Origin of the sequence: Yoonia sp. 2307UL14-13, assembly GCF_037572755.1 — a bacterium.
Classification (GTDB): Bacteria; Pseudomonadota; Alphaproteobacteria; order Rhodobacterales; family Rhodobacteraceae; genus Yoonia.
The window spans coordinates 168,302-193,145 of record NZ_JBBIFZ010000006.1; the positions used below are offsets into that span (position 1 = coordinate 168,302).

Here is a 24,844-nt window from a genome sequence, read left to right on the forward strand (position 1 = left end):
CATTCGGGCGCTTCAGATCACCATGGGCTGGCCTTACCGCACCACGAATTCGGCATGCAGCGCGCCGCTGGCCTTGATGCTTTTCAGGATGTCGATCATGTCGCGCGGCGCGACGCCAAGGGCGTTCAACCCCGCGACGACCTCGCTAAGCGATGTGCCACCCCGCACCTCGGCCAGGCCGATGCCAGGTTCTTCGATGATCGCCGTTTCGGTCCGTGGAACGACGACCGTTTCCCCCGGCGCAAAGGGGTTGGGTTGCGCGACCAGCGGTTCCTCTTGGATACGCAACGTCAGATTGCCCTGACTGACGGCGACCCGGCTGATCCGCACGTCTTCGCCCATCACGATTGTGCCCGACCGTTGATCGACCACAACCCGCGCACGACGTTGCGGTTCGACCAGGATGTTTTCGATCCGGCCCAGCGCGTGAGCGGGCGAAGGCATATTGGTGGCGGGGATGTTCAATTCGACCGTTCCCGCATCCAGCATCACCGCGACGGGGCGCGTGAAGTTCTGGTTGATCGCTTGTTCGATCCGTCCGGCGGTGGTGAAATCGGGTGTCCGCAGCGCCAACCGCAGCGTATTCATCCCGCCGAAATCAAAATCGACCTCGCGTTCGATTGTGGCCCCCGAGGGGATGACACCCGCCGTCGGCACGCCCTGGATCACACTCGCCGCGTCACCGGTGGCGGCGGCGCCACCTGCGATGATCGTTCCCTGCGCCACAGCATAGATATTTCCATCCGCCGCATTCAGCGGTGTCATGATCAGCGTTCCGCCAAGCAGGCTGTTGGCGTCCCCGATCGCCGATACGGTCACATCCATCGGGCTGCCCGCCCGGGCAAAGGGCGGCAGGCTGGCGGTGACAAGGACGGCGGCCACGTTTTTGGGCCGGAACTGTTCGCCGGTGACGTTCACCCCAAGCCGTTCGAGAATGTTGCTGAGCATTTCCTCGGTAAACGGCGCGTTCCTTAACCCATCGCCCGTGCCGTTCAGTCCGACGACAAGGCCATAACCAACCAGATCGTTGCCACGCACACCGTCGAATTCGACGAGGTCCTTGATCCGCACTGGTTGCGCGGTGGCGCACAGAGGCAGGAGCGCGAAGAACATCAGAAGGGCGATAAGCGCTTTCATCGGATGAAATCCAAAATGCTGAGGCGTGATAGCCGCGCCGTGACGCTGAAATGCGTTTCCAGTTGCAACTGCACGTCCTGCAACCGGGTCGCTATTTCGAATGGATCGGCCTGGATCAGATCGTTACGAGCGATGCCCAGCGCCGTTTTCTGCGCCGCATTTTTCGCCAACCCGGTATCGACCTGCTGTTCGACATAGCCCAACCGTGATTGGACGGCGACGAGGCCCGATGCGCTGGTGAAAAGCTGTTCGCCTGCTGTGCGTAACAGCGTTGCCTTCGTGTCTTGGTCGATGCCGGTGGCGCGATCGGCCACTGCTGCCAGTGCGGCCGCTTTCAGCACGTCCCTGATCGCGGGGTCATCAGCGCGCGCGTCTAGCGTGACGGTCTTGTTTTCAGAGATGCGCCGACTGAGCGGAGCGCCGTCATCGCCCTGATAACCCATCGTAGCAAAGCCACCGGCAGGATCGTCGAACCACGTATCGACGGCGCCGATGATCGTGGCCGCGTCGGTTACGCCGCCGATCGCAGTTTGCAGATCGGCGAACATCGCGTCGGCATTGGCGAGCGGCGCGGTATCCACCGCGGCACCACCCATCAATGCGCGGTCAGCGACCCGCGTATTGATGCCGCGCACCATGTCGGCGAATGCATCGGCGGCGGCGCGCCCGGCCTCGTCCACCTGCGCGGGGGAGCTTTCTTGCGTCACCAACAACAGGTTATTGGCGCTATCGCCGCGTATTTGATCAATCTGGGACAGGATATTCTGCATTCCGGTCAGCATCTGCGCCGTCTCCGTCCCTGCCTGCCCGTACCCGTCCAGCTGTGCAAGGCTGTGATTGATCCCCGACAATCGCGTCGTTTCACCACCAAGCGCAGCGGTGACGTCGGTGACCTGCCTGGTGGAAAGGCTTTTCGCCAGATCGGCCAGATCGGATTTGATCACACCGGTCTGGCGTGCCGCCGAAAAATGCTGGGACATGTCGCCCAGGGAAGTCACGGGCATGGTCTAAATCTCCATCAGGCGTTGCATCATGAAATCGATGGTTTGGATAACGCGGGCATTGGCGGCATAGGCCTGTTCGACGCGCAAAAGGGTCTGCAATTCCTGATCGCTGTCGACGCCTTGGGCCAGTTCGGCCTCGCGCAGGGTGTCGTGGCGTGCCGCGGCGAAACTGAGCGTTTCGTCGGCCTGCAGGCGCGTTTGTCCGACATCGCGGATGAAATCCGCCGCCCGCCCGGCGGCGCTGCGCGCAGGTGTGCCGGGCAGATCGGCGCGGCTTTCGCCCAATGCGCTGAGCCAGCGGTCGATCTGGGCTGGGCTGCCTGTTGGCCCGGGCGCGGCGGCGTTCAACCCGTCGCGCAAGCGCGTGACATCGCCGCCTTGCGCGGGATCAATGCTGGCGTTCATGCCAATCCGCCCGGCGAGGCCGGGAAGGTCCAATGGGTCCAGCGGATTGCCTTGATCGGTGAGAAGACCGGCATCGCCTGCCATCAATGTCGGATCGGTCGCCGGATCCTGAAACCGGGCGATGAGATCAGCAGCGACGTTGTCGAGGCCTGCTTGGGCGTCGACCAATGTGCGGTCGCGTAGTGCGAAGGATGCGCCCAGCGTGCCGCCGTCCAGCCTCCCGATGCCGCCCGCAGGATCGAGTGAGACGCCGTCCCGCGTGACCCCTGAAAGCGCCCCGGACGCGAGCGTCATGTCTGCAGTAATCGTGGGCGTGGGTTGGAAACCAAATTGCGCTGGTCGTCCATCCAGCAACGTCATGCCCGATACGGTCATCAGCCCGATCGTGTCGTTGTCGCGTCGTACTTCGCGGACGGGCACGATCTCGGCGATTTTGTCCACCACCTTTTGCCGCGCATCGAGCAGTGGAGAGATGTCGCTGCCGGTTGATTTCAGCCGCTGAATATCGCGGTTCAGGTCGCCCACCTGAACCAGTGCGTTGTTCAGATCGTTGATGTCGTCGGCGATGGCCCGATCGGCCTCGACCCGGAGCGTTTGAATCTGGCGCGCGTTACCGTTCAGCGTGTCCGTGACATCCTGCAAGCGGCCCGCGACATTGCGCAGCCGGTTTTCAGAGGCCGGATCGCTGCTCGCGCTGATCAGGGCCTGTTCGAGCGCGGCGAGGCGCGCGCCGATGCCGCCCTGATCCTCGGGCGTGCCGATGGTCTGTTCCAGTCGGGCCAGCATGCCCGCGCTGCGCTGTTGCCCACCCAGCGCCGCATCGGCGAGCCGCCTGTCGGCCAAAAGCCCCGCATCGACATGCCGGTGCACCCCTGTCGCCCGGACGCCGCCGAGTTCTGCCGCGGACAGGTCCAGCGATCGGCGGCCATAGCCGTCGGTCAGGGCGTTCGACAGATTGGACGACGTGATCTCGGCCATGCGCGAGGTTGTCGTCAAGCCCGAGATCGCGTTGTTGAGGGCGCCGGAAATGCTCATGTCATGGTCCGCCTATCAGCGTTTGATGTTGGTCGTTTCCTGCAACATTTCATCCACGGTCTGGATCACCTTGGCGTTGGAGGAATAGGCCCGTTGGGTCTGGATCAGTTCGGTCAGCTCACCGGCCACGTCGGTGGCGGATTCTTCGCGGGCGAAGCCGACGATGTCACCTGTCGGCCCGTCACCGGCATCCCACAGGAAGAACGTGCCGCTATCCGGGGTGACGCGATAGCTTTGCTGATCCAGCGTTTCGAGCCCATTGACGTTCGGCACATCGACCAGCGGGATCTGATACAGCACCCGGTTGATGCCGATATCGAAGGACGCGCGGACAAAGCCATTCTGATCGACCTCGACCGAGGTCAGACTGCCCACGGGCGTGCCGTTCTTGGAAATCGAGACCGGCGCAAAGGCGTCGGAGAGTTGGGTGAGGCCGATGGAACTGCCAACCTCACCGATATTGATTTCCATCGGGCCGCCGTCGACGGCGATGGTCAGGATACCGGTCGCAGGGTCGTAGGGTCCGCCAATGGGCGCGCCCGCGTTGGCGAAGCCGACACTTGCCAAGGTGCCGCCGCCGCCGCGGCTGTCGTCGAAGGTCAGCGTGTATTCACCCACGATATCCGGCGTGCCGTTGTTATTGATATCGGTTTCGCTGTCCCGGATGGTCATCGTCCATTCGTTGGACGCACCATTGGCCGGCACCGTGGGTGTGAAGGTAAAGCTAAGATTAGAGGACGCCCCCAGATTGTCGAAATATTCGATGGAAAGTGATTCTGCATTGCCCACCGCCCCTTCGCGCGTCGACGTCGCTGGCAGGTTGACCGAAAGATCGACCCGTGTCGTCGGCTCACCCGCGAATTGGTTGGCGTTGATGCGGATCGGCTGCAGTCCATCGACCGAGTCGCGCGGATAGTTCGGGATCGTTCCGTCGGGTTGGGCTGGGACACCCATCAGCACCAGACCACCGGGGCTGCGCAGATAGCCCTGGGCATCTGGCCGGAAGGACCCGGTCGTCGTCAGCATCAGCGGATTTTCACCGTTATTCACATTGACCGATACCTCGGTCGTGACCGGCAGCATGCCCCGCCCCCGGACCGCAAGATCGGTGGGGTTGGATGTCGATACCAGCGCGCCGCGTTCGTCGATCAGGCGCGATGACGTTGTCCGCACCCCCCCGGCGGAATAGGTCCCCCGCCCGCTTTCGATGACCATCGACTGGAAATCGGTGATCGCCCGTTTGTAGCCATAGGTCGACGAATTCGAGATGTTGTCGGAGATCGTCGCCAACCGCGAGGCATTTGCGGCAAGACCGGCAACGCTGGCATTCAGGGAAGAGGAAATCGTCATATTGTGCCTTTCTGGATCGAGATTACCGCTTTCCTAAAGGTGCGAGCTTAACGTCAGCCTAATGCTTAAAACTTTCCGTACTTGTCACCGATCCGTCCGCAGAAGAATGATCTCGATCCGGTTGTTGCGCAGGGCCGTTGCATCGCGCACCGCAGCCTCCCGGTCACCTGCGCCGGTGATTCGCACGATCCGCCTTGGGTCGAACGCGGCCTCTTCCATCAATGTCCGCATCACCATGGCCCTGCCGATCGACCGGTCCCAGACCGGGTTGTCGACGGCAAGGATCGGCTTGGCCGCGAGGTGCCCCTTGATCGCGACAGGGTTCTTCACCCGCTGAAACACGCGCGACAGCATCGCAGCGATATCTTGTGCGATCGGGTTGGGCGTGGTGCTGTCGGCCAGGAAAAGCTGCGCCTGCGGCAGATCGAAGATTTCGATGATCAGCCCCTCATCCGTGAGGCGCGTGATGATATGGCGCAGGGCCAGTTCCGACACGGCGCTTTCCCCGCCGCGACCGAACAGGATATCTTCGACCTGTTGCAGGGCCGCGATTTGCGCGGCTTGCTCGGCATCTTCCCCGCCGAGTTCGGTTGTCGACCGCATGGGTTTGTCACCGATCGTCGGTTGGTTGATGCCCGTTCCGCTTTGCGCCAGTGCATTTTCGGTAAAGATGTTGTCGCCGCCGAACGCGCCGGACCCGCCGCCCGAGACGCGGTTGATGGGAATCGTGGGGGAAAAGTAATCGGCGATGCCCTTGCGCTGCTGTTCGGTGGTCGCGTTCAAAAGCCACATCAGCATGAAGAACGCCATCATCGCGGTGACGAAATCCGCATAAGCAACCTTCCACGCGCCACCATGATGGCCGTCGCCGGCGACGATCTTTTTGCGTTTGATGATGACCGGTGCATTTCTGCCAGCGCTCATTTTTCCCACCTTCCTCGGGCCCCCGCAAAGGGCCTAGCGCGGCGGGGATGAAAGGAGGCTTAAGGTGCGGATTTATGATAAATTTCGATCTTTTTGGCAGGAAATCATTGGATCGATCCGCCTTTATCAAGTTCATCTGCCAATGTGCGGCGCAGCGCCTCTGCCTGATCGAGAACGGCGATGTGCGACTGCGCCAAAGCCAGGAATGCCGGTCCGAAATCACCCCGCGCCACACAGGCGCGCAGATCATCCTGCAATGACCAAAGGTCGGCATGAACCTCGTAAAATGCTTTTTTCGGGTCGGCACTGTCCGGCAAAATCCGATCGATCGCCCGGCCCAGCGTGGTGAGTTCGCCCCGAAGCCGCGCCCTTTCAGTCGCGACGATGGCGCTGTCGTAGCGCAGGGTCAGTATGGCAAGCCGTTCGATCGCGTCGACGGGCGAGAGGGGAACACAGATCTGGTTCATGCGGGATCACAGACGGATGAAGCGAACATGACCGGCAGTCTGGCGCGGAAAGGTAAAATCATCCCAAAACTGAAAAGCACCGCGCGTTTTTTGTCAAAAAAGGCACCGCACGGTGCCCGATCAGACCACTTGATCGGTGCTTTGATTTGTGTCTGAGGTGACGGCGGCATCAAGGACGCGCTGCAGATCAGCCCCATGGGCAAAGCTGGGCCTGCTGTCGCCCTTACCCCGGATCGCGGCGATGAAACGTTCAAAGATCGTCGGGACAGGGGGTGTTTCGATATCCACCCACGTGCCGGTGATCAGGTCGTCGCCCGCGCACATCTGCAAATGATCCTTGCCATGCGTATGGGTCACGATCAGCCCACCTTTTGTGCCGAACAGCCGCAAGTGCAGATCGTTGAGGTGCCCGCTGGCGAAGCGGGATGCGTGGATGACCCCGGCAGCGCCGTTCGTGAGGGTCACGTGCATCATGGCGCTGTCGTTCGCATCGAGACGATAGTTGCCGATCCGGTCATCGGGCGCCTTGGGAAACGTGGCCAAGCGGCAGGATACACGTGCCACATTCGCCCCAGCGGCATAAGTTGCGAAATCGAGGATGTGGATCCCGACATCGCCCAGCACCCCGTGTGACCCATGTCCCTTGGACAAACGCCACAGCCACTGATCCTCGGTTCGCCAATCGCCCCACGCGGGTTGGGTCAGCCAGCTTTGCAGATACGATCCTTCGAAATGGCGCATGTCACCGATCCCGTCGGCTGCCACGATTTCGGCCGCTTTCATCAGTGCCGGACTGTTGCGATAGGTGAAATTGACCATGTTGACGATGCCAGCAGCAGCGGCGGCTTGTGCCATCTCGGACGCATCGGCGTGGCTGGTGGCCAGCGGTTTTTCACACAGCATGTGTTTGCCCGCGGCGAGGCAAGGCATGGCCACGCGATGATGAACGGCATCAGGGGTGACGTTGCAGACGGCGTCGAAATCGCCCCAAGCCAGCGCCTCTTGGATCGTTGCGAAACCATGGGCGATATTGTGATTCTTTGTAAAGTTTCGCAGATTTTCCGGGTTTGTATCGACCCCGGCAACAATGCTGACGCCCTCGATAGCGGCGAAGGCGTTGGCATGCGTGTCGGCCATCCCCCCCGTACCGACGACCAGCAGCCGAATCACCGAAAGCCCTCTTCGCCGTCCTGGTGCAGGCTCGGACCACGGGCCACGATCGGCTCGGGCGCGGCGTTGACCGGCACGTTGGGGGCATCACCGACATTCTGCAGCCTGGGGGCCGGATTATGCGCCCAGAGGACTGCATTGCGCAGGACCTTTTGCACGTTCGGATCGTGATATGTCGGATAGGTTTCATGCCCCGGACGGAAGTAGAAAACGTTGCCCGCACCCCGCCGATAGGTCAGGCCGGACCGAAAGACCTCGCCCCCCTGGAACCAACTGATAAACACTGTCTCGAGCGGTTCGGGCACACCGAACGGTTCGCCATACATCTCTTCGTTTTCGAGCGTGAAATGGGTGGGTAATCCGGCGACGATCGGATGGTTCGGGGCGGTGACCCATAACCGTTCCCTTTCGCCCGCTTCGCGCCAGGTGAGATTGCAGGGTGTGCCCATCAACCGTTTGAAAACCTTGGCGAAATGGGACGAATGCAGCAGGATCAGACCCATGCCCGCATGGACGTGCCGGGCGACCCGTTCGACGACGGCGTCCGACACGTCGCCATGCGCCGCGTGCCCCCACCACAGCAGTACGTCGGTTTGCGTCAAACGGTCTTCAGACAGGCCATGGTCAGGATCCTGCAAGGTGGCGGTTTCAGCAGTGATTTCGTCACAGTCGAGCGCTGTGGCGATCGTACCGTGGATTCCGTCGGGATAGATGTCGGCCACAAGGGGATTTGTCTGCTCATGCACGTTCTCGCCCCAGACCACTGCACGTATCGTCATGACCACCCCCTCAAAGCGCTTTGGATTGATTTTGCGACCGCTGCGCACAGAAGACAAGACCGCAAGTGATGGAGGCGCTGGAAACTCGACTGACGATAAGGTAAAGAAATGGTTAATAAATGATTAACAGCCGTTTCGACCCCTAGCCTGCCAGTCCTGGCACCCTGTCTTTTTGGTCAGTTTCAACGATTTGCCCAATAAATGCCCTAAAGGGAAGCAAGGAACAGGGTGTAACGAATGAGGTGTGATGATGTCGACCCAAACCATGTCGCTTGCGGCACAGCAGGCTGCCGAAGTATTTTACGGGCAAAATGAACAATCTTTTGTCGCGCAACTGAAAGAAATGGGTGCAATCGACCCGCGGCTTGTCAAAGCCTTCATGCAGACACGCGAGCATTATCTGGGCACCAAGAAAAACTAACCCATTGGAAATGGACAGCGACACGCTTTGCCAACGCGGCCTTTCCTGATTTTCCGCGCAAGGACAGTCGATCCGACAGCGCCAATCTGACACAGGGTGTCAGATTGCGTTTACACTTGCCCGACTCTCATATGTCACACTAAAGTGACGACATGAGTGTCACGTCAGATTTACACCCACAGATCGCGACACGGCGCTGGCCCGAACCACGGGCGACGCTGACATTGATCAAGCCCGTGACATGGTTCCCGCCGATGTGGGCCTATCTGTGCGGCGCGGTCTCGGCAGGGCTGTCGGGTGCGTCAGCATGGTGGCCGGTGGTTCTGGGCGTGATCCTTGCCGGTCCGATCGTGTGCGGGATGAGCCAAGCGGCGAATGATTGGTGTGACCGGCATGTCGACGCAATCAACGAACCCGGTCGTCCGATCCCGTCGGGGCGCATTCCTGGCCGCTGGGGCTTCTATATCGCGCTGATGATGACCGTGCTTGGTTTGCTGGTCGGGTATCAGTTGGGTCCGTGGGGGTTCGGCGCGACCGTATTGGCGGTGCTGGCGGCCTGGGCTTATTCCGCCGAACCGGTCCGCGCGAAGCGGTCGGGTCTTTGGGGGCCAGGTCTATGCGGTCTGGCCTACGAGACATTGCCGTGGATCACCGGGGCGGCCATTGTGGCGGGCGGTGCGCCCGGTTGGCCGGTCATCGTGATCGCGGTGCTGTACGGGCTGGGTGCGCATGGCATCATGACGCTCAACGACTTCAAGGCGATCGAAGGGGACCGGGCCACTGGCCTGCGGTCCCTGCCCGTGATTCTGGGACCGGGCGGTGCAGCAAGAGTGGCCTGTTGTGTCATGGCCGTACCACAGGTCGCGGTGATCGGGTTGCTGGCAATCTGGGACAAACCGCTGCACGCGCTCGGTGTTACGGCGATGCTGGCCGTGCAGCTTGGGGCGATGCGCGTTCTCCTCCGCGACCCGGAGGGCAAGACGCCCTGGTATCAGGGCATGGGCATTGTTTTCTACATCAGCGGAATGATGATCGCGGCGACCGCGCTGCGCAGCCTTGGGGGCTAGGATGACATTATCATGGGTGCAGATATTCCGGTTGGGCCTGGTGCAAATGGCATTGGGCGCGATCGTGGTGCTGACGACCTCGACCCTGAACCGGTTGATGGTGGTCGAATTGGAACTGTTGGCCGTTCTGCCGGGGGCGCTGGTCGCGCTGCATTACGGGATCCAGATGACGCGACCGCATTGGGGCTTTGCCTCGGACAAGGGCGGACAGCGGACGCGGTGGATCATTGGTGGCATGGTCGCGCTTGCCGCTGGCGCGATGCTGGCCGCCATTGGTGTCATGGTGCTGGAAAGCAGCTTTGCCATGGGCATGGCTATTTCGGTGATCGCCTATGCGCTGATCGGGCTGGGTGTGGGTGCCTCGGGCACATCGCTTTTGGCGCTTTTGGCCACGACAACGGCGCCGGACCGGCGGGCGGCAGCGGCGACGATCACATGGCTGATGATGATCTTTGGCATCGCCGCCACGGCGGGGATCGTTGGCGCGCAGCTTGATCCGTACTCGCCTGAATTACTGATTCGTATCGTTGCGATCGTCGTCCTGATCGCCGTTGGTATGACCTGCCTTGCCGTTTGGGGGATCGAGCGCAAGCTGGTCGCCATCCGCAAACCCGACACGGCATCATTCCGCGAAGGCTTGGCCGAGGTCTGGCAAGAGCGGAAAGCGCGCAATTTCACCCTGTTCGTGTTCCTGTCGATGACCGCTTATTTCATGCAGGAATTGATCCTCGAGCCATATGCAGGCCTTGTCTTTGCCTTTAGCCCGGGTGAGTCCACCTCGCTATCTGGCGCGCAAAACGGCGGTGTCTTCATCGGGATGCTGACTGTCGGAATCATGGCCACGGGCCTGAAAATCGGGGCGTTGCGCAACTGGGTCATGGCGGGGTGCATGGGATCTGCCGGGGCGCTCGCGCTGATCGCGCTACTCGGCCCTTTGGGACCGGGTGCACCGCTGATGCCAGCTGTCGTCGCGCTTGGGTTCTTCAACGGCATGTTCGCTGTCGCCGCTATCGGATCGATGATGGCGCTCGCCGGTCAAGGGCGCGAGCGGCGCGAGGGCACCCGCATGGGCCTTTGGGGCGCGGCGCAGGCCATCGCCGCGGGCTTTGGCGGATTGGTCGGCGCCGGCATGGTCGATCTGTTGCGCCTCAGCCTGACCGACGCACAGGCCTTTGGATCGGTCTTTCTGTTCGAGGCGTCCCTATTCATCGCCGCCACCCTAATGGCCGCCAAGATCATGGACCGCAAAATGCCAACCGCCACTTTGGTTCCGGGAGAGTAATCATGCAATACGATGTTGTAGTCGTGGGCGGGGGCCCTGCCGGGGCGACCGCCGCCGAAGACCTTGCCCGATCCGGGCACAAGGTCGCCTTTATCGACCGGGACGGGCGGATCAAACCGTGCGGCGGAGCGATCCCACCCCGTCTGATCGCCGATTTCCATATTCCCGATGATCAGCTTGTGGCCAAGGTCAACACCGCCCGCATGATCTCGCCCACCGGGCGGCGGGTCGATATCCCGATCGAGAACGGTTTCGTCGGGATGGTCGACCGCGAGCATTTTGACGAATTCCTGCGGGTCCGCGCGAAAGAGGCTGGTGCGCATCGTTACACCGGCACGTTCACCCGGATCGAGCGGGAAAATGGCGGTGTCCAAGTGCGCTATCGCGACAAGATCAGCGGGAATGTTCTGAGCCTTGAGACAAAGCTGGTAATTGGTGCCGATGGCGCCCGGTCTGATGTCGCGAGGGCCGAGGTCGAAGGCGGTGATACGATCCCCTATGTGATCGCGTATCATGAGATTATCGAAGCGCCGGATGCGACAGAAACCTATGACCCGATGCGATGCGACGTGGTTTATGACGGCAAAATCTCCCCTGACTTCTATGGCTGGGTCTTTCCCCATGGCGGGCAGGCGAGCGTGGGCATGGGGTCCATGGTCAAATCAGTAGACGTCAAGCAAGCCACGGCTGATCTGCGCGCGGCGTCGGGCCTGACCGCGTGCAAGACGATCCGCAAGGAAGGCGCGCCGATCCCGCTGAAACCTCTGGACCGCTGGGACAATGGGAAAGACGTGGTGCTGGCCGGTGATGCGGCAGGGGTCGTTGCCCCGTCCTCCGGTGAAGGCATCTACTATGCCATGATGGGCGGTCGGGTCGCGGCCACTGCGGCAGCGGCCACTTTGTCATCAGGGCGCGTAAAAGATTTGCAACTGGCCCGGAAACTTTTCATGCGCGAGCACAAGCAGGTCTTTCGGGTTTTGGGCGCGATGCAGAACGCCTATTACCGCAGCGACGAACGACGCGAACGCTTTGTGTCCCTGTGTCATGATGTCGACGTGCAAAAGCTGACGTTCGAGGCGTATATGAACAAGAAACTTGTGAAAGCACGTCCCTTGGCCCATTTGAAAATCGGTATCAAGAACCTTGCCCATCTGACACGGCTGGTGTCGCCGCTGCGCACATGACGATCATGATCCCGGCCTGGGTAAACGGCACGTTGATCCCCGTGGAAAAGCTGGACGCGCATAAACGCGGGCTGCGCCATAAAGCCGTCAGCGTCTTTGTGATGAACCGGGGTCGCGTGCTGATCCAGCAGCGGGCGATGGGCAAGTATCATACGCCGGGACTTTGGGCGAATACGTGCTGCACCCATCCTGAATGGGACGAGGACCCGGCCGATTGCGCCGTGCGGCGCCTGAATGAGGAATTGGGGATCACCGGGCTTTATCCTGCGTATCGCGATCAGATCGAGTATCGGGCCGACGTGGGTGGTGGCCTGATCGAACACGAGGTTGTCGAAGTCTTTGTGGCCGACGCTGCGGATGATCTGCGGATCGTTCCGAACCCGGATGAAGTCATGGCGACCCGGTGGGTGAATTTCTATGACCTATCCGCCGAAGTGGCGCGGTATCCGGCGGATTATACGCCGTGGCTGCGGATCTACCTGCAGGAACATCAGGACGCAATTTTCGGGGATCTGGTACGGGCGTCGTAAGGTGGCTCTTGAGCCACATTACCCCTTCAATCTGCCTTGAACCTTGTCGCTTTGCAATTCGCGCACGGCGTGATTGCCGATCCATTTGGCGATCTTGTCGTCCTGTTCCGCCAGTTCCGTGGCAAGAGCGATCGAGGCCGTATTCAACGCCTTGTTTCGTTTGCCTGTCGCACGCAGCGCCATATCGACGGCCTTTTTGACTAAAGGCCGATCATCGGTGGCGGCATGTCGGATAAGATCGAAGGTATCGATGAACCGATCATCCCCAGCCGCCTTGTCATGCACGGACAAGGACCAGATCAGCGCGAAGCCTGCCCGCCGCACGAATTCACGCGCGTCCGGTGCCCAGTGGTGCACTTTGTCCCAGGCATAGGGCGTTCGGTCGACCAGTGAGAAACAGGCGGTGTCGCAGATCGCCCAATTATCGAAATCCGCGCACCAGGCATCCGCCTCTGCCGACGTCAGTCGTTCTGGATCGGCGAGAAAAACCGCCATTGTCCGCGCCTCATAGATGCCTTCACGCCAGAGTGCCAAGGCCGTGTCGTGCCGGATACCCAGCGCTTTGGCCTTTTTCTTCATCACACCCATCGGCACGCCACAGGCGTCGTCATTCGGGATGCCGTAGCGGGTCAGGCTTTCCACGCCGTCGGCGCTGCCGGCCGCCTTTAGCCAGTCGATGATCGCCGCATGGCTCATGACACCAGATCAGCATACCAGGCCCTTACGGTCAAAACCATGCGATGCTAAAGCGGATAAAAGGATGATGTCATGTGGGTTTTCGGATACGGGTCGCTGCTATGGAACCCGGGCTTTGCGCCGGTGCGGCGGGTGAAGGCCGTCCTGCCCGATTACCATCGCAGCTTTTGCATGTTATCGATCCATCACCGCGGGTCCGAAGAGGATCCGGGGCTTGTCCTTGCGCTTGACCGTGATCCGGGCGGGCAATGTACGGGGGTTGCGTTCGAGGTTGCGCCCGCAGACGAGACGCAGGTCTTGGCGGATTTGCGCGAACGCGAATTGATCTCATCCGCGTATTACGAAGATACCGTTTCGCTGACCACCGATGATGACAAAACCATCGCCGCACTGGCCTACATCATCGACCGGGATCATCGCCAATACTGCCAGTTCGCCCTTGAAAAACAGGCCCAGATGATTGCCCATGCGGTGGGCGGGCGCGGGCCGAATACGGAATACCTGTTCAATACCGCGACCCACCTGGCCGAGCTGGGCATTCGCGACGCGGATATCGAATGGCTGGTCGCGCGCGTCCGTGCTTTGACGGCAACATGACGATGCCCCCGATTTTGCTGGGGTTTTGCGCCATCTGCACCTATGATTCACTTCGGGTAGGGCAGTTAACCATCATAAGGCAAGACGCACGTGTCGGATAAAAAGGCACCCAAGGCGCAACCACAGTTTTCGCAACCGATCCGTCAAATCCTGTTCATGTTCGTCGTGATCGGGCTGATCGGGGCGGGGTTCTATCTGGGTCAGGCGCAGATCATCGCGATCTACAACTCGAATCCATACCTGAATGGCGTGATTCTGGCAGTCTTCGTTCTGGGCGTTCTGTCCTGTTTCAATCAGGTATTTCTGTTGATCAAATCGGTCCGCTGGATCGAACGGTTCGCGCGCGATGCCGGTGGGCATTCCTACATCGCCGCGCCATCGCTGCTGGCCCCCTTGGCCACATTGTTGCGGTCGCGCGGCGCGCGTACGCAGATATCATCGACCTCAAGCAGGTCGATCCTGGATTCCGTCGCGCAACGGATCGACGAAGATCGCGAGATCACGCGCTATATCGGCAATGTTCTTATTTTCCTGGGCCTTCTGGGCACGTTCTATGGCCTTGCCACGACCGTTCCGGCACTGGTCGAAACGATCCGATCGCTCAACCCAGGTGAAGGTGAGGATGGGGCGGATATCTTTGCCCGTCTGCAATCAGGGCTGGAAAGCCAACTTGGCGGTATGGGGACGGCCTTTTCAAGCTCGCTTCTTGGGCTGGCCGGATCGTTGGTGGTTGGCCTGCTCGAACTTTTCGCAGGGCACGGTCAGAACAGGTTCTATCGCGAATTGGAAGAATGGATGTCGACCATCACACGGGTCGGGCTGGAAGGCGATGAGTCCGGCACCGTGGCCGATGGCGGCGCGATGGTCGCCTTTGTCGATCAACTGGGTGAATTGATGGACACGATCCAGATGAGCATGGGCCAGATGGATGCTGACCGGGAAGAAAACGAACGCCGCTTTGCCGCGCTGACCACCGCGATCGAACAAGGTCTGCAGGACGAACGCACCGACGCTTTGCTGACCCGCGTCGCCGAGGGGCAAGAGGCCCTGATCGCCAAACTGGGCGAAGCCGGCATGGACGGGATCGACGCCGAAAGCCGGATGCGTCTGCGGTCAATCGATGTGCAACTGCTGCGGATTCTGGAAGAAATGGCCGCGGGTCGTCAGGAAAGCATTGGCGAATTGCGCGGTGAGCTGGCCAATCTGGCCTCTTCGTTGAAAGAGCGCGGTTGATCCATGGCGCTGAGCCGCAGATCATCAAACAGATTTCAGAACGCGATCTGGCCCGGTTTCGTGGATGCGATGACAGGTCTTTTGCTGGTGCTGATGTTCGTTCTGACCATTTTCATGGTCATTCAGTTCGTCCTGCGCGAACAGATCACCGGCCAGGAAAGTGAGCTGGATCAGCTCAGCAATGAGGTCGCGACGCTGACCAGCACGCTTGGCATCGCGCAGGATCGCAATGCGGCGCTGACGGCCGATCTGGATGCTGCGGCAGCACTGGCAGCATCACAGGAAAGCCGGATCGCCGGGCTCATCGCTGCCCGCGAAGCGCAGGATCAAGTGCTGGCCGATGCCGAGACCCGGATCACGGCGTTCGAGGCGCAGGTGGCCGGGCTTTTGGCCGATCGTGCGGCGGATGCCGATACGATCGCCGCATTGGAGGGTGCGCGGGATGACTTGCTGGACGAGCAGGAGGCGCTGAATTTGGCGCTTGCCCAAGCCCGGACCGAGATCGACGCAGGCGCGGAGGCGGCCCGTTTGGCCGCGGCCCGGCGCGAGGCGCTGGAAGCGCTGGTCGCCGATCTGGAAACCGAAAATGCGGTGAATGCGGACCGGATCAGTGATCTGGAAGCCGAAGGGCTGGCCGATGCTGCGGCGGCAGAGGCCTTGCGCGAGCGGTTGGCCAATGCCGATACCGAACTGACCGCGATGACGTTGAATTTGGAACAGCAGCGGCGTGAGGCGGAGGAGACGCTGACGCTGCTCGCTGCCGCGCGGGCAGCGCGGGCGCAGTTGGATGCGGAACTGGCGACGATCCGTGCGGCGCAATCCGAGATCGAGCAGGACCTGACCGAGGCCGAACTGGCGCGGCGCGCTGCAGAGGCGGATACCGCCGATATGGAACAACAGCTGGCCGATGCATTAGCCGCGCTGTCCCGCGCCGAAGGCACGCAGGATGAGCAGGTGACCGAAGCGGAACGGCAAGCCGCCCTTTTGGCCCAAGCGAACGCGGCCCTTGCCGAGGAAGAGGCCCTGTCTGCAGAAAGCCAAAGGCAGGTGGCGCTTCTGAACGAACAGGTGACGGAATTGCGGACTCAGGTGGGTAATCTGCAATCTCTGCTGAACCTTGCCGAAGACGCCGATCGCGAGGCGCAGGTGCAGATCGAAACGCTGGGCGCCCAGTTGAACACGGCTCTTGCACGGGTCGCGGCCGAGGAACGCCAACGCCGCGCCGCCGAAGAGGCCGAGCGGCGCAGGCTTGAGGAAGAAGCCGCGCGGCTTGCTGCCGAGGCGCAGGACCTCGAGACCTTCAAGTCGGATTTCTTTGGCCAGTTGCGGCGGGTGCTGGAGGGGCAGGATCGGGTGCGGATCGTGGGTGATCGTTTCATTTTTGCCTCGGAGGTATTGTTTCAGCCGGGCAGCGCGACATTGTCACCAGCCGGGCGTGAAGAGATCGCCAACATTTCCGGGATCCTGCGGTCGATCGCGGACGAGATCCCGCCGGGCATCGATTGGATCATTCGCGTGGACGGTCATACCGACGATATTCCCGTGGGGTCCGGCAACCGCTATCGCGATAACTGGGAATTGAGCCAGGCGCGGGCGCTGTCCGTCGTCCGGTTCATGTCCGAAGATCTGGGTATCCCTCCCACACGGCTGGCGGCGAATGGTTTTGGTGAGTTCCAACCGATAGATCCGGCGGATACGGAGGAGGCGCGGGCCCAGAACCGGCGGATCGAGTTGAAGCTGACTGAGCGTTAGGTGTTGATGTTTGGTCAAGGTTGGATGGGTGAGGTGCGCTATCCGACGGGTGGCGCAAAAAGCGCTTTTAATTGGCGCATCATACCATCGGACCCGTGTCGGCGTTTCGTCAGACGCTTGCGTGCAGCAGGTTGTATCGTTCGTTAACCCTTGGGAGGGTGGACTGAGCCTGCTTGGTTGGGGTCAGGTCAATGATGTGCGCAGTCCGTATGAATGGTCATACAATGCAGGTCTGCGATTACCGCGTTTCGCCGGCCACGAAACCTGCATTTCCGACAAGGTTGATGTCGTCCACAACGCCGTCGGGGTCCTCGAGCGTCAGGTCGAGATCGAGAATGCCACCAATCGTGCCCGCTGTCCGGCCAAAGAACACCCCGCCAATCTGGCTGTCGGACGTGCATGGCCCGGTGCTGCACGCCGTGACGTTCAAGTCGCCGACGAACCCGTTGCCAGTGATCCCAACCGGGGTCAGTTCGAAATCGAAGGTTGCGCCGCCCGAGCTCAAAGCAGCGTCACCCGATACCTGTCCGCCGTCGAAGGTCGCCGTAAGATTGATCGTTCCGGATACTTCACTGGCGTCGGCTATGCCGCGTACGGAAAGGAGACCGAACACATTGCCGGTGTATGACACGCTGCCGGTCAATTCAGGAATGGCATCCGGGACGGTTTCGGCGCCGATGATAAAGTGTGCGAATTCGATTTCGCCCGCGCGACCGCCACGCTCACCGTCGGCAAGGACGCGGAAGACCTGTGGTTCGAAACCGAAACCGGTGGAGAAGGTGTTGATCCGGACTTCGGAACCGTCAGCCCGGGTTGCCGTGCCACCCGTGAATACGAGGGTTTCACCATCGACGACGAGGGTCTGACCATCATCGAAGGTGATCACCCCGTCAAACACACCTTTTTCGGTTTCGCCGGGGGCGTCGCGAACGATGGTGCGTGGAAGGCGGATATTCACAGTCTGGCCGTCGAGGTCTGCTGCGCTTCCTCCAAAGTTGGCGAATTGCAAACCGTTGCCCGACGCTGTTGCTGTCGTACTCCCAAAAAACAGGTCACCGGGACCGCCCGCGCCGCCGCCCCCGCCGGAACCGCCACACGCGCTGAGCGCAAGAACCGTCGCTGTGGTGAAAGTGTTTTTGCAAGCTATGCGCATGTGGTGGCCTCATTGGTATCGTTGCAGGTTTAGTAAGTGATGACGCGCCCGGGTCAACCTTTATGTATACGTTTATGGATACAAAATTTGCGCTTGAATGATTTGATCAACGCAACCACTGCGCGCGTCGTGTTTGACCGAAAATGCGTTTTTTGGTAAGCTAGTTCCATTAGCGCTAATACTTTTTTTGAAAACTTTATTTTTTAAGGGCCATTTCAATGTTCAATTTTCCCATCCAGGATCTGGGTGTGCCTGTGCGCGACCTTTCGATCCGAGACAGACTGACCCCCGAAGTTGTTTTCGACCGCCGCTGGCTATTTCGCTGTCGCGTCAAAATCCTTGTTGTTACCGACAGTTTCGCGGGCGGTTTCGGCATGACCGCCGGGTTTCATCTGGGTCAGGCCCTTGCGATCGTGAATGCCGATCCGTGGAGCCATATTCAATTCAGTTTCGCCAAGGCCCATCGTGGCCAGTCGGGCGAGGATGATGTGATCGACAATTTCCGGTTCGATGATCACGATCTGGATCAGTATAGTCAGATCTGGATGTTCGGTATCGAACGGACGAATAATGGCACTCCGCTGAGTGAAACCGAGCTACGGGCCGTGTCCGAATTCATGGACGGTGGTGGCGGTGTTTTCGCCACGGGTGATCACGAGGATCTGGGCAATTCGATGTGTGCAGAGGTGCCGCGTGTCCGGTCGATGCGCCGATGGTGGTATTCCAACCCCGGCCCGAACGGAGAGCCTGTGGCACCCGCCCAATCCGGTGCCGATCGTCACGATACGCTTGTGGGTGGCGGTACGCAGACCGATCCCGATCCGCAGATGATCCGTCCGCGTCTGTATCAGCGCACGTTGTTGGCGGGGTCGGTTCTGAAGAAGGTCGTGCGCTATCCGCACCCGGTTTTGTGCGGGCCGAGCGGCATTCTGAATTACCTTCCCGACCACATGCATGAAGGTCTGTGCGAGGTCCCGGATGATCTGGGCAACAGCTGGACGTTCGACGGGCAGGAATTCACCGAATATCCCGATGACAGCAATGGCGTGCAGGTCCGCCCCGAAGTCATTGCCTACGCCGATAACAACGTGAATGCGCAGGAATTCGGCGTGCTGGGCGCTTATGACGGTCATCGCGCCGATGTGGGCCGGGTTGTGGTGGATGCCACGTGGCACCATTGGTTCAACATCAACACGATGCCTTATGCCAATGCGTCGGATCCGGCGCATCCGTCCTATACCCCTGCGACCGTGGCCAAGTGGCGCGAGATTCAGGAGTATTTCCGCAATGTCGCCGTCTGGCTGGCGCGTCCGAGCCTGCAGCGCTGTATCCGAAATGGTGGCTGGATCCGCACGCTGGGTGATTTCGATATCGCGATCACGTTCCAACCGCTGAACCGTGTGCGGGATCATCAGCTGTATTTCTGGCAGCTGGGCACCTTTGCCAAGGATGCGCTGGGTCGGTCGGCCAGCCGGTGTCAGCTGACGCTGTGGATCCTCGATATCCTGTTCCCGCGTGAATTTATCGAGCTTGAGAACCCGTTCATCCCCGACCGCCGCCGCCCCGAGATCGACCCGCCGGGTGGTCTGGATTTCGAAGAGTTCGAGACTGTGGCGCTTGGCGCGGCCATTCACGGCGCGCTGGAAACATTCGGCGATGTGAAGGACCCCGAGAAGCTGATCGATGATGACGGGGCCGCGTTCGAGAAAGTGCTGCGCGACAGCAGCAGGCGCGGTGTCGAGACATTTGTCGAGAGTTTCCGTGCCAATGGTGCCGATGTGGAGCGGATGCTGCGCAAGATGCTATAGTGGTGACACCACGACCCCTGCCCGCCAATGCGGTGGGCCGGGGTTTTATCCGGCTTGGATCATGTCCGCCGCCTTTTCCCCGATCATGATACAAGGCGCGTTGGTATTGCCGCTGATGATCTGCGGCATGATCGATGCGTCCGCCACCCGCAGGCCCTCGACCCCGCGCACGCGCAGTTGCGGATCGACCACCGATGTATCGTCACCGCCCATCCGGCAGGTGCCGACGGGGTGATAGATCGTGTCAGCTTTGTTGCGGATGATCTGGTCGAGCGCCGCGTCGCTTTCATCGCCGCTGATCGTGTGGCTTTGCGTGATCTGATCGCGCATGGGTGGCGCCATCATGATGTCGTGGGCGCGGCGCGTGGCCTTTCGCAGTAGGTCCAGGTCGCGGTCGTCGGTCAGGAATTGCGGGTCGATCATGGGGGCGTCATCCGCGTTGCCGGTGGCCAGTTTGACGCTGCCCCGGCTGTGCGGCCGCAGCGCGCAAGCGTGGCACGAGACGCCGTAGCCCCATTTGAGGTTGCGTGCGTGGTTTTCGACCCGGGCGACGACGAAATGCAGCTGGGTGTCGGGCCAATCCTGCGGGGCGTCGCCGGTGGTGAAGAACGCCCCGGCCTCGGCAAAGTTGGTGCCGATGGGGCCGTGCCCGCTGCGTCGCCATTCGACCATGCCTTTGATCAGCCGCCACGTGGCGGCGGGGCCGATGCCGATGACATCGCGTGTTTTGACGCCGTAGTTGAGCGTCAGGTCGACGTGGTCCTGCATGTTTTCACCAACCGCTGGCCGGTCGGCGATGACATCGATGCCGTGGTGTTTGAGGTGCGTGGGGTTGCCGATGCCCGACAGCATCAGCAGTTGTGGCGATTGGAACGCGCCTGCTGAGAGGATGATTTCCTTGGCGGCGGTAAGCGTTTGCGGGCCTTTAGGCGTATCCATCTGCAGCCCGGTGGCGCGTGTGCCGTCAAAGAGGATTTTCTGCGCCATCGCGTTGGTCACGATCGTCAGGTTCTTTCGGGATGTGATCGGATGTACGAACGCGGCGGCGGATGAACAACGCTCGCCCCGCCGTTTGCCATGGAATTGGGTGACCTGGAACGGCCCGACGCCGGTTTGGCTGGGGCCGTTGAAGTCGGTGTTGTGCGGGAGCTGTGTGGACAGGGCGGCCTGAATGAAATCGTCCGTGATCGCGTGTGGGCTGGCCAGGTCGGTGACGTGTAGTTCTCCATCATCGTTGTGATGGTCGCTGGCCCCGTCAGCAAAGTTTTCGGACCGCTTGAAATAGGGCAGCACGTCGTCATAGCCCCAGCCGGTGCAGCCCATGTCCGCCCAGTTTTCGTAATCATGCCGGTTGCCGCGGATGTAGATCATCGCGTTCAGAATGGACGACCCGCCCAGGCCCTTGCCGCGTGGCTGGTACCCGCGCCTGCCGTTCAAACCGGGTTGGGGGACGGTGTTGAAGGCCCAGTTTTGGATTTTGATGCCCAGATGCGCAGGCATGGTGGCGAAGGCCCCGATAGGTGCCCGGGTGAGGATACCGTTGGCTTTGCCCCCGGCCTCGACCAGGCAGACAGTGCTTTTGCCATCGGCGCTAAGTCGGTTGGCAAGGACCGACCCGGACGAGCCGCCGCCCACGATGATATAGTCGAAGCTGTCGGGAAATTGTGCCGCCATACCGGATTGGTAGGGCGTCGCGTGGGGGTGCGCAAGTCAGGGTTTGATCAGGCGCTTGCCGTTCGCGAAGACCTGAGTCCAGGGGATGATGCTGTAGGATTTGCGCAGACCGGTGGGCCAGAACGGGTCGGCCTTGATCAGTGCCTCGATCTCGGTCGGGTCGTCAGTTTCGACGATCCACAGGCCGTTGCGCCCCTAATCGTCGTGCAAAGGTCCGGCTGCGGTGATCGTGTCCGCGTTGTTTTCAAGGAATTGCAGATGGGCAGCCATGTGTTTTTTCCGGATGTCCGGGTCGGCATCGGGGGCGTCTTCGAAGATGATGATGTGGGTCATGGTGGCTCCTTTCATCTGCATATTTGCACGGTGTCGGTGCAGGTTGAGCGGACAAGTTTGCTGCCCTAATCTGCAAAAATGCAGGATCATGATTGGAACGCTTTGAAATCGCTGTTGGCGCTGGCTCGGGCGGGCACGTTGACGGGAGCGGCGCGGGCCTTGGGCGTCAGCGACACGACCGTCGCCCGGCAGGTCAAGGCGTTGGAAAGTGACCTGGGCATCGTGTTGTTCGCCCGCGATCAGGCGGGGCGCTATCGGGTGACGTCAGAGGGGGCGGAGGTTCTGGCGCAGGCCGAGGCGGTTGCGCGGGCCAATGCAGAGATCGAGGCGTTGGCCGGGCGCAAAGGGGCACATCTAGCTGGGGTCGTGAGGGTGAGTTCGGTGCCGGTGCTGATCAACCGTATGCTGGTGCCGCGGTTGCCGAAGTTTTGGGAGACCTATCCGGAGGTGCAGGTCGAATTGGCCCCAGAGGCGCGGAACCTCGATCTGACCCGGCGCGAGGCGGATTTGGCGATCCGCTTTGCCCGACCCGTGGCCGGTGGCTTGCGGGTCAGGGCGCGGAAACTGGGGGCGCTGGCCTTTGGTGTTTTTGGACCTGCCAGCACCGCGCCGGATTTGCCGTGGATCGCCTATGACGACGCGCATGACAGTCTGCCGCAGGCGCGGTGGCTGCAGCGGCAACAGGGTGCTGTCAGCAAATTGCGGGTCGCCGATGTCGAAACAGCGTTGGAGGCTGTGGCGGCGGGGTTGGGGCGGAGCTTGCTGCCGATCATTGCCGTGAAAGATGATCCGCGGCTGCAATCTGTGACCGATATGTCCCCGGTCATACGGGATATTTGGCTTCTTTCCCATGCCGATGATCCGAAACGCGGCGCGGTTGATGCTTTCAAGACCTGGCTGGCCAGTCAAAATTGGCACTGAAACGACCAGTGGTTGCAATCAGTCTAGCCGTCATATTTCCGTAACGCAGCTTTCACGAGGTTGTTTCAAAACTTTCACCAAACGGACTCAGACCGCGCCTAACGCTGCACCCGCGATATGGGGGCAGATACATGTTAGTGGTTGACGGACTGACCAAGCGATTTGGTGACAAGGTCGCGGTGGATCATGCGTCTTTCACAGCGGAGAAGCCAGCGATGATCGGGGTGATCGGCAGCTCCGGCGCAGGAAAGTCAACGTTGTTGCGGATGCTGAACCGGTTGGCGGATGCGTCGGACGGGACGATCACGTACAAAGGTGAAGAGGTCAGTGCCCTAAAAGGTGCCAAACGCCGCGCGTGGCAGTCGCGCTGCGCGATGATTTTCCAGCAGTTCAATCTGGTGCCGCGCATGGATGTGGTGTCGAACGTATTGCATGGGACGTTGAACCGCCGGTCGACCCTGGCGACGCTGTTCAACCTGTATCCGCAGACGGATATCCATGAAGCCATCGAAATTCTTGATCGCCTTGGTATCGCTGAACAGGCGACCAAACGGGCCGAAGCGCTTTCGGGTGGTCAACAGCAGCGTGTCGCGATTGCGCGGGCCCTGATGCAGGACCCAGAGATCATTCTGGCGGATGAGCCGATTGCCTCGCTCGACCCTATGAATGCGCAGATCGTGATGGATGCCTTGCGCCGTATTCATGATGAGGACGGGCGGACCGTCATCTGCAACTTGCACACCCTTGATACCGCCCGTCGCTATTGCGACCGGGTCATCGGGATGCGCATGGGCCGCATCTATTTCGATGGTACGCCTGCGCAGCTGACCACAGGCGTGGCGCGCGACATCTATGGCGCGGGTGCTGATTTTTCCGAAGCCGCGACCTCGACCGCGATCGAACCCCACAAACGGCCGCAACCTGCGCAGCGGGTGCCGGCCTGACTTTCCCTCTTTTTCACAAATGGAGACGACCTATGAAAAAGACACTTGCCATTGCGCTTGCCACGACAACGGTGCTGAGTTCTGCTGCCGTTGGTCAGGACATCACCGAGTTCCGCATCGGCATCCTGGGCGGTGAGAACGCGCAGGATCGGTTGAACAGCTATTCCTGCCTGCAGGAATACACCGAGGAATTGCTGGATGTTGAGACCAAGCTGTTTGCACCGGCTGATTACAATGGTGTGATCCAGGGCCTGTTGGGCGGCACGCTGGATATGGCTTGGCTGGGTGCGTCGTCTTATGCGGCGATCCACCTGCAGGACCCGGACGCGGTTGAGCCTGTGCTGGTGAAGGTCAACATGGATGGGTCGATTGGATATCACTCAATCGGCTTTGCGCGTGCGGACAGCGATATTGCATCGCTCGAGGATATGCAGGGCAAGGTGTTTGGCTTTGGTGATCCGAACTCGACATCCGGCTATCTGATCCCATCCATCGAAATCCCACAGGCCACTGGTGCGACCATGGAAAGCGGTGATTACTTCGGAGAGGTCAAGTTCACCGGCGGGCACGAGCAGACCATTGTTGCCGTCTATAACGGCGACATCGACGGCGGTGTGACCTGGGCCGACGGTCAGGGCGAATGGGAAGACGGCTATAACTCGGGCGCGCTGCGCAAGGCGGTTGATGCGGGTCTGGTCGATATGAACGAGATGGTGCAGATCTGGAAATCGAACGTCATTCCTGAAGGTCCGGTTGTTGTCCGCTCGGCCCTGCCGGACGATGTGAAGGCGCAGATGACCGCATTGGTCGATGGTCTTTATGAGCGTGACGTCGATTGCGCCTATGGTGTGGCTGCTGGCGAGACGCTGGGTTTCCAGCCTGTCACGCATGACACCTACACCTCTGTGATTGAAGCACGCCGCGCGAAGATCGGCGGATAATTTTCAGTACAAGAAAAGGGGTGCCATCTGGCGCCCC

General features: G+C 60.7%; 25 protein-coding genes. 12 read left to right on the top strand and 13 right to left on the bottom strand.

Translation table 11 applies throughout. The annotated features are described in order from the left end of the window. Positions 1-33 precede the first annotated feature (33 nt). The 8 genes from V8J85_RS15285 to V8J85_RS15320 form a co-directional block, all read right to left on the bottom strand. Positions 34-1,137 carry a flagellar basal body P-ring protein FlgI gene (locus V8J85_RS15285; RefSeq protein WP_339954623.1) on the bottom strand — a complete coding sequence of 368 codons (1,104 nt, stop codon included), beginning with the start codon at positions 1,135-1,137 and terminating at the stop codon, positions 34-36. Then, positions 1,134-2,141 (bottom strand): flagellin, encoded by a 1,008-nt coding sequence (locus V8J85_RS15290; protein WP_339954624.1) that lies wholly within the window; start codon positions 2,139-2,141, stop codon positions 1,134-1,136. Before V8J85_RS15290 ends, V8J85_RS15285 begins: the two co-directional genes overlap by 4 nt. A 3-nt stretch (positions 2,142-2,144) precedes the next feature. Beyond that, positions 2,145-3,581 (bottom strand): flagellar hook-associated protein FlgK, encoded by a 1,437-nt coding sequence (gene flgK / locus V8J85_RS15295; RefSeq protein WP_339954625.1) that lies wholly within the window; start codon positions 3,579-3,581, stop codon positions 2,145-2,147. Positions 3,582-3,596: 15 nt separating this feature from the next. After that, positions 3,597-4,931, bottom strand: coding sequence for a flagellar hook protein FlgE (locus V8J85_RS15300; RefSeq protein ID WP_339954626.1), 1,335 nt, complete (start codon positions 4,929-4,931; stop codon positions 3,597-3,599). A gap of 84 nt (positions 4,932-5,015) precedes the next feature. Next, positions 5,016-5,855: a flagellar motor protein MotB gene (locus tag V8J85_RS15305; RefSeq protein WP_339954627.1), complete on the bottom strand. Its 840-nt coding sequence runs from the start codon at positions 5,853-5,855 to the stop codon at positions 5,016-5,018. Positions 5,856-5,959: 104 nt separating this feature from the next. Next, positions 5,960-6,322, bottom strand: coding sequence for a hypothetical protein (locus tag V8J85_RS15310; RefSeq protein ID WP_339954628.1), 363 nt, complete (start codon positions 6,320-6,322; stop codon positions 5,960-5,962). 120 nt (positions 6,323-6,442) lie between these two features. Continuing rightward, entirely contained in the window at positions 6,443-7,492 is a 1,050-nt protein-coding gene (locus tag V8J85_RS15315; protein ID WP_339954629.1) for a Gfo/Idh/MocA family protein, read from the bottom strand. After that, complete coding sequence (locus V8J85_RS15320) at positions 7,489-8,271, bottom strand: ThuA domain-containing protein (protein ID WP_339954630.1); 783 nt, start codon at positions 8,269-8,271, stop codon at positions 7,489-7,491. The genes V8J85_RS15315 and V8J85_RS15320 overlap by 4 nt, the downstream gene beginning before the upstream one ends. A 247-nt stretch (positions 8,272-8,518) precedes the next feature. Between V8J85_RS15320 and V8J85_RS15325 the strand changes: the two genes are divergently transcribed. From V8J85_RS15325 to idi, 5 genes are all read left to right on the top strand, one after another. Then, on the top strand, positions 8,519-8,692 hold the full coding sequence (locus V8J85_RS15325; RefSeq protein WP_339954631.1) for a hypothetical protein: 174 nt from the start codon (positions 8,519-8,521) through the stop codon (positions 8,690-8,692). 152 nt (positions 8,693-8,844) lie between these two features. After that, positions 8,845-9,759, top strand: coding sequence for a chlorophyll synthase ChlG (chlG, locus tag V8J85_RS15330; protein WP_339954632.1), 915 nt, complete (start codon positions 8,845-8,847; stop codon positions 9,757-9,759). Between the two features lies 1 nt (position 9,760). Further along, entirely contained in the window at positions 9,761-11,041 is a 1,281-nt protein-coding gene (locus V8J85_RS15335) for a BCD family MFS transporter (RefSeq protein ID WP_339954633.1), read from the top strand. A 2-nt stretch (positions 11,042-11,043) separates the two neighbouring features. Then, positions 11,044-12,225, top strand: coding sequence for a geranylgeranyl diphosphate reductase (locus V8J85_RS15340; RefSeq protein WP_339954634.1), 1,182 nt, complete (start codon positions 11,044-11,046; stop codon positions 12,223-12,225). Continuing rightward, positions 12,222-12,755 (top strand): isopentenyl-diphosphate Delta-isomerase, encoded by a 534-nt coding sequence (gene idi / locus V8J85_RS15345; protein ID WP_339954635.1) that lies wholly within the window; start codon positions 12,222-12,224, stop codon positions 12,753-12,755. The genes V8J85_RS15340 and idi overlap by 4 nt, the downstream gene beginning before the upstream one ends. 18 nt (positions 12,756-12,773) lie before the next feature. Here the strand turns inward: idi and V8J85_RS15350 are convergent, their stop codons facing one another. Continuing rightward, on the bottom strand, positions 12,774-13,451 hold the full coding sequence (locus V8J85_RS15350) for a DNA alkylation repair protein (RefSeq protein ID WP_339954636.1): 678 nt from the start codon (positions 13,449-13,451) through the stop codon (positions 12,774-12,776). A gap of 72 nt (positions 13,452-13,523) precedes the next feature. On the opposite strand from V8J85_RS15350, the gene V8J85_RS15355 reads away from it, so the two are divergent. The 3 genes from V8J85_RS15355 to V8J85_RS15365 all read left to right on the top strand — a co-directional run bounded on the left by V8J85_RS15355 (position 13,524) and on the right by V8J85_RS15365 (position 17,033). Continuing rightward, positions 13,524-14,048 (top strand): gamma-glutamylcyclotransferase, encoded by a 525-nt coding sequence (locus V8J85_RS15355; RefSeq protein ID WP_339954637.1) that lies wholly within the window; start codon positions 13,524-13,526, stop codon positions 14,046-14,048. A gap of 156 nt (positions 14,049-14,204) precedes the next feature. Further along, positions 14,205-15,281 (top strand): biopolymer transporter ExbB, encoded by a 1,077-nt coding sequence (locus V8J85_RS15360; protein ID WP_339954707.1) that lies wholly within the window; start codon positions 14,205-14,207, stop codon positions 15,279-15,281. Positions 15,282-15,284: 3 nt separating this feature from the next. Further along, complete coding sequence (locus tag V8J85_RS15365) at positions 15,285-17,033, top strand: peptidoglycan -binding protein (protein WP_339954638.1); 1,749 nt, start codon at positions 15,285-15,287, stop codon at positions 17,031-17,033. 238 nt (positions 17,034-17,271) lie between these two features. On the opposite strand, the gene V8J85_RS15370 is transcribed toward V8J85_RS15365, so the two are convergent. After that, positions 17,272-18,186: a hypothetical protein gene (locus V8J85_RS15370; protein ID WP_339954639.1), complete on the bottom strand. Its 915-nt coding sequence runs from the start codon at positions 18,184-18,186 to the stop codon at positions 17,272-17,274. A gap of 218 nt (positions 18,187-18,404) precedes the next feature. Between V8J85_RS15370 and V8J85_RS15375 the strand changes: the two genes are divergently transcribed. Further along, positions 18,405-19,994, top strand: coding sequence for a hypothetical protein (locus V8J85_RS15375; RefSeq protein ID WP_339954640.1), 1,590 nt, complete (start codon positions 18,405-18,407; stop codon positions 19,992-19,994). A 45-nt stretch (positions 19,995-20,039) separates the two neighbouring features. Here V8J85_RS15375 and V8J85_RS15380 read toward each other — a convergent pair whose 3' ends face one another. From V8J85_RS15380 to V8J85_RS15385, 3 genes are read right to left on the bottom strand one after another with little or no spacing between them, the layout of a single operon-like run. Continuing rightward, complete coding sequence (locus V8J85_RS15380; protein WP_339954641.1) at positions 20,040-21,668, bottom strand: GMC family oxidoreductase; 1,629 nt, start codon at positions 21,666-21,668, stop codon at positions 20,040-20,042. Positions 21,669-21,704: 36 nt separating this feature from the next. Further along, positions 21,705-21,851: a YciI family protein gene (locus V8J85_RS20090; RefSeq protein ID WP_445285913.1), complete on the bottom strand. Its 147-nt coding sequence runs from the start codon at positions 21,849-21,851 to the stop codon at positions 21,705-21,707. Positions 21,852-21,863: 12 nt separating this feature from the next. After that, a complete protein-coding gene (locus tag V8J85_RS15385) occupies positions 21,864-22,001 on the bottom strand; it encodes a hypothetical protein (protein WP_339954642.1) in 138 nt (45 codons plus the stop codon). A gap of 78 nt (positions 22,002-22,079) precedes the next feature. Here V8J85_RS15385 and V8J85_RS15390 point away from each other — a divergent pair, with 78 nt between their 5' ends. The 3 genes from V8J85_RS15390 (at position 22,080) to phnD (ending at position 24,807) form a co-directional block, all read left to right on the top strand. Further along, complete coding sequence (locus V8J85_RS15390; RefSeq protein ID WP_339954643.1) at positions 22,080-22,922, top strand: LysR family transcriptional regulator; 843 nt, start codon at positions 22,080-22,082, stop codon at positions 22,920-22,922. Between the two features lie 131 nt (positions 22,923-23,053). After that, positions 23,054-23,866: a phosphonate ABC transporter ATP-binding protein gene (gene phnC / locus V8J85_RS15395; RefSeq protein WP_339954644.1), complete on the top strand. Its 813-nt coding sequence runs from the start codon at positions 23,054-23,056 to the stop codon at positions 23,864-23,866. Between the two features lie 32 nt (positions 23,867-23,898). Then, positions 23,899-24,807: a phosphonate ABC transporter substrate-binding protein gene (phnD, locus tag V8J85_RS15400; protein WP_339954645.1), complete on the top strand. Its 909-nt coding sequence runs from the start codon at positions 23,899-23,901 to the stop codon at positions 24,805-24,807. The last annotated feature ends 37 nt before the right edge of the window (positions 24,808-24,844 follow it).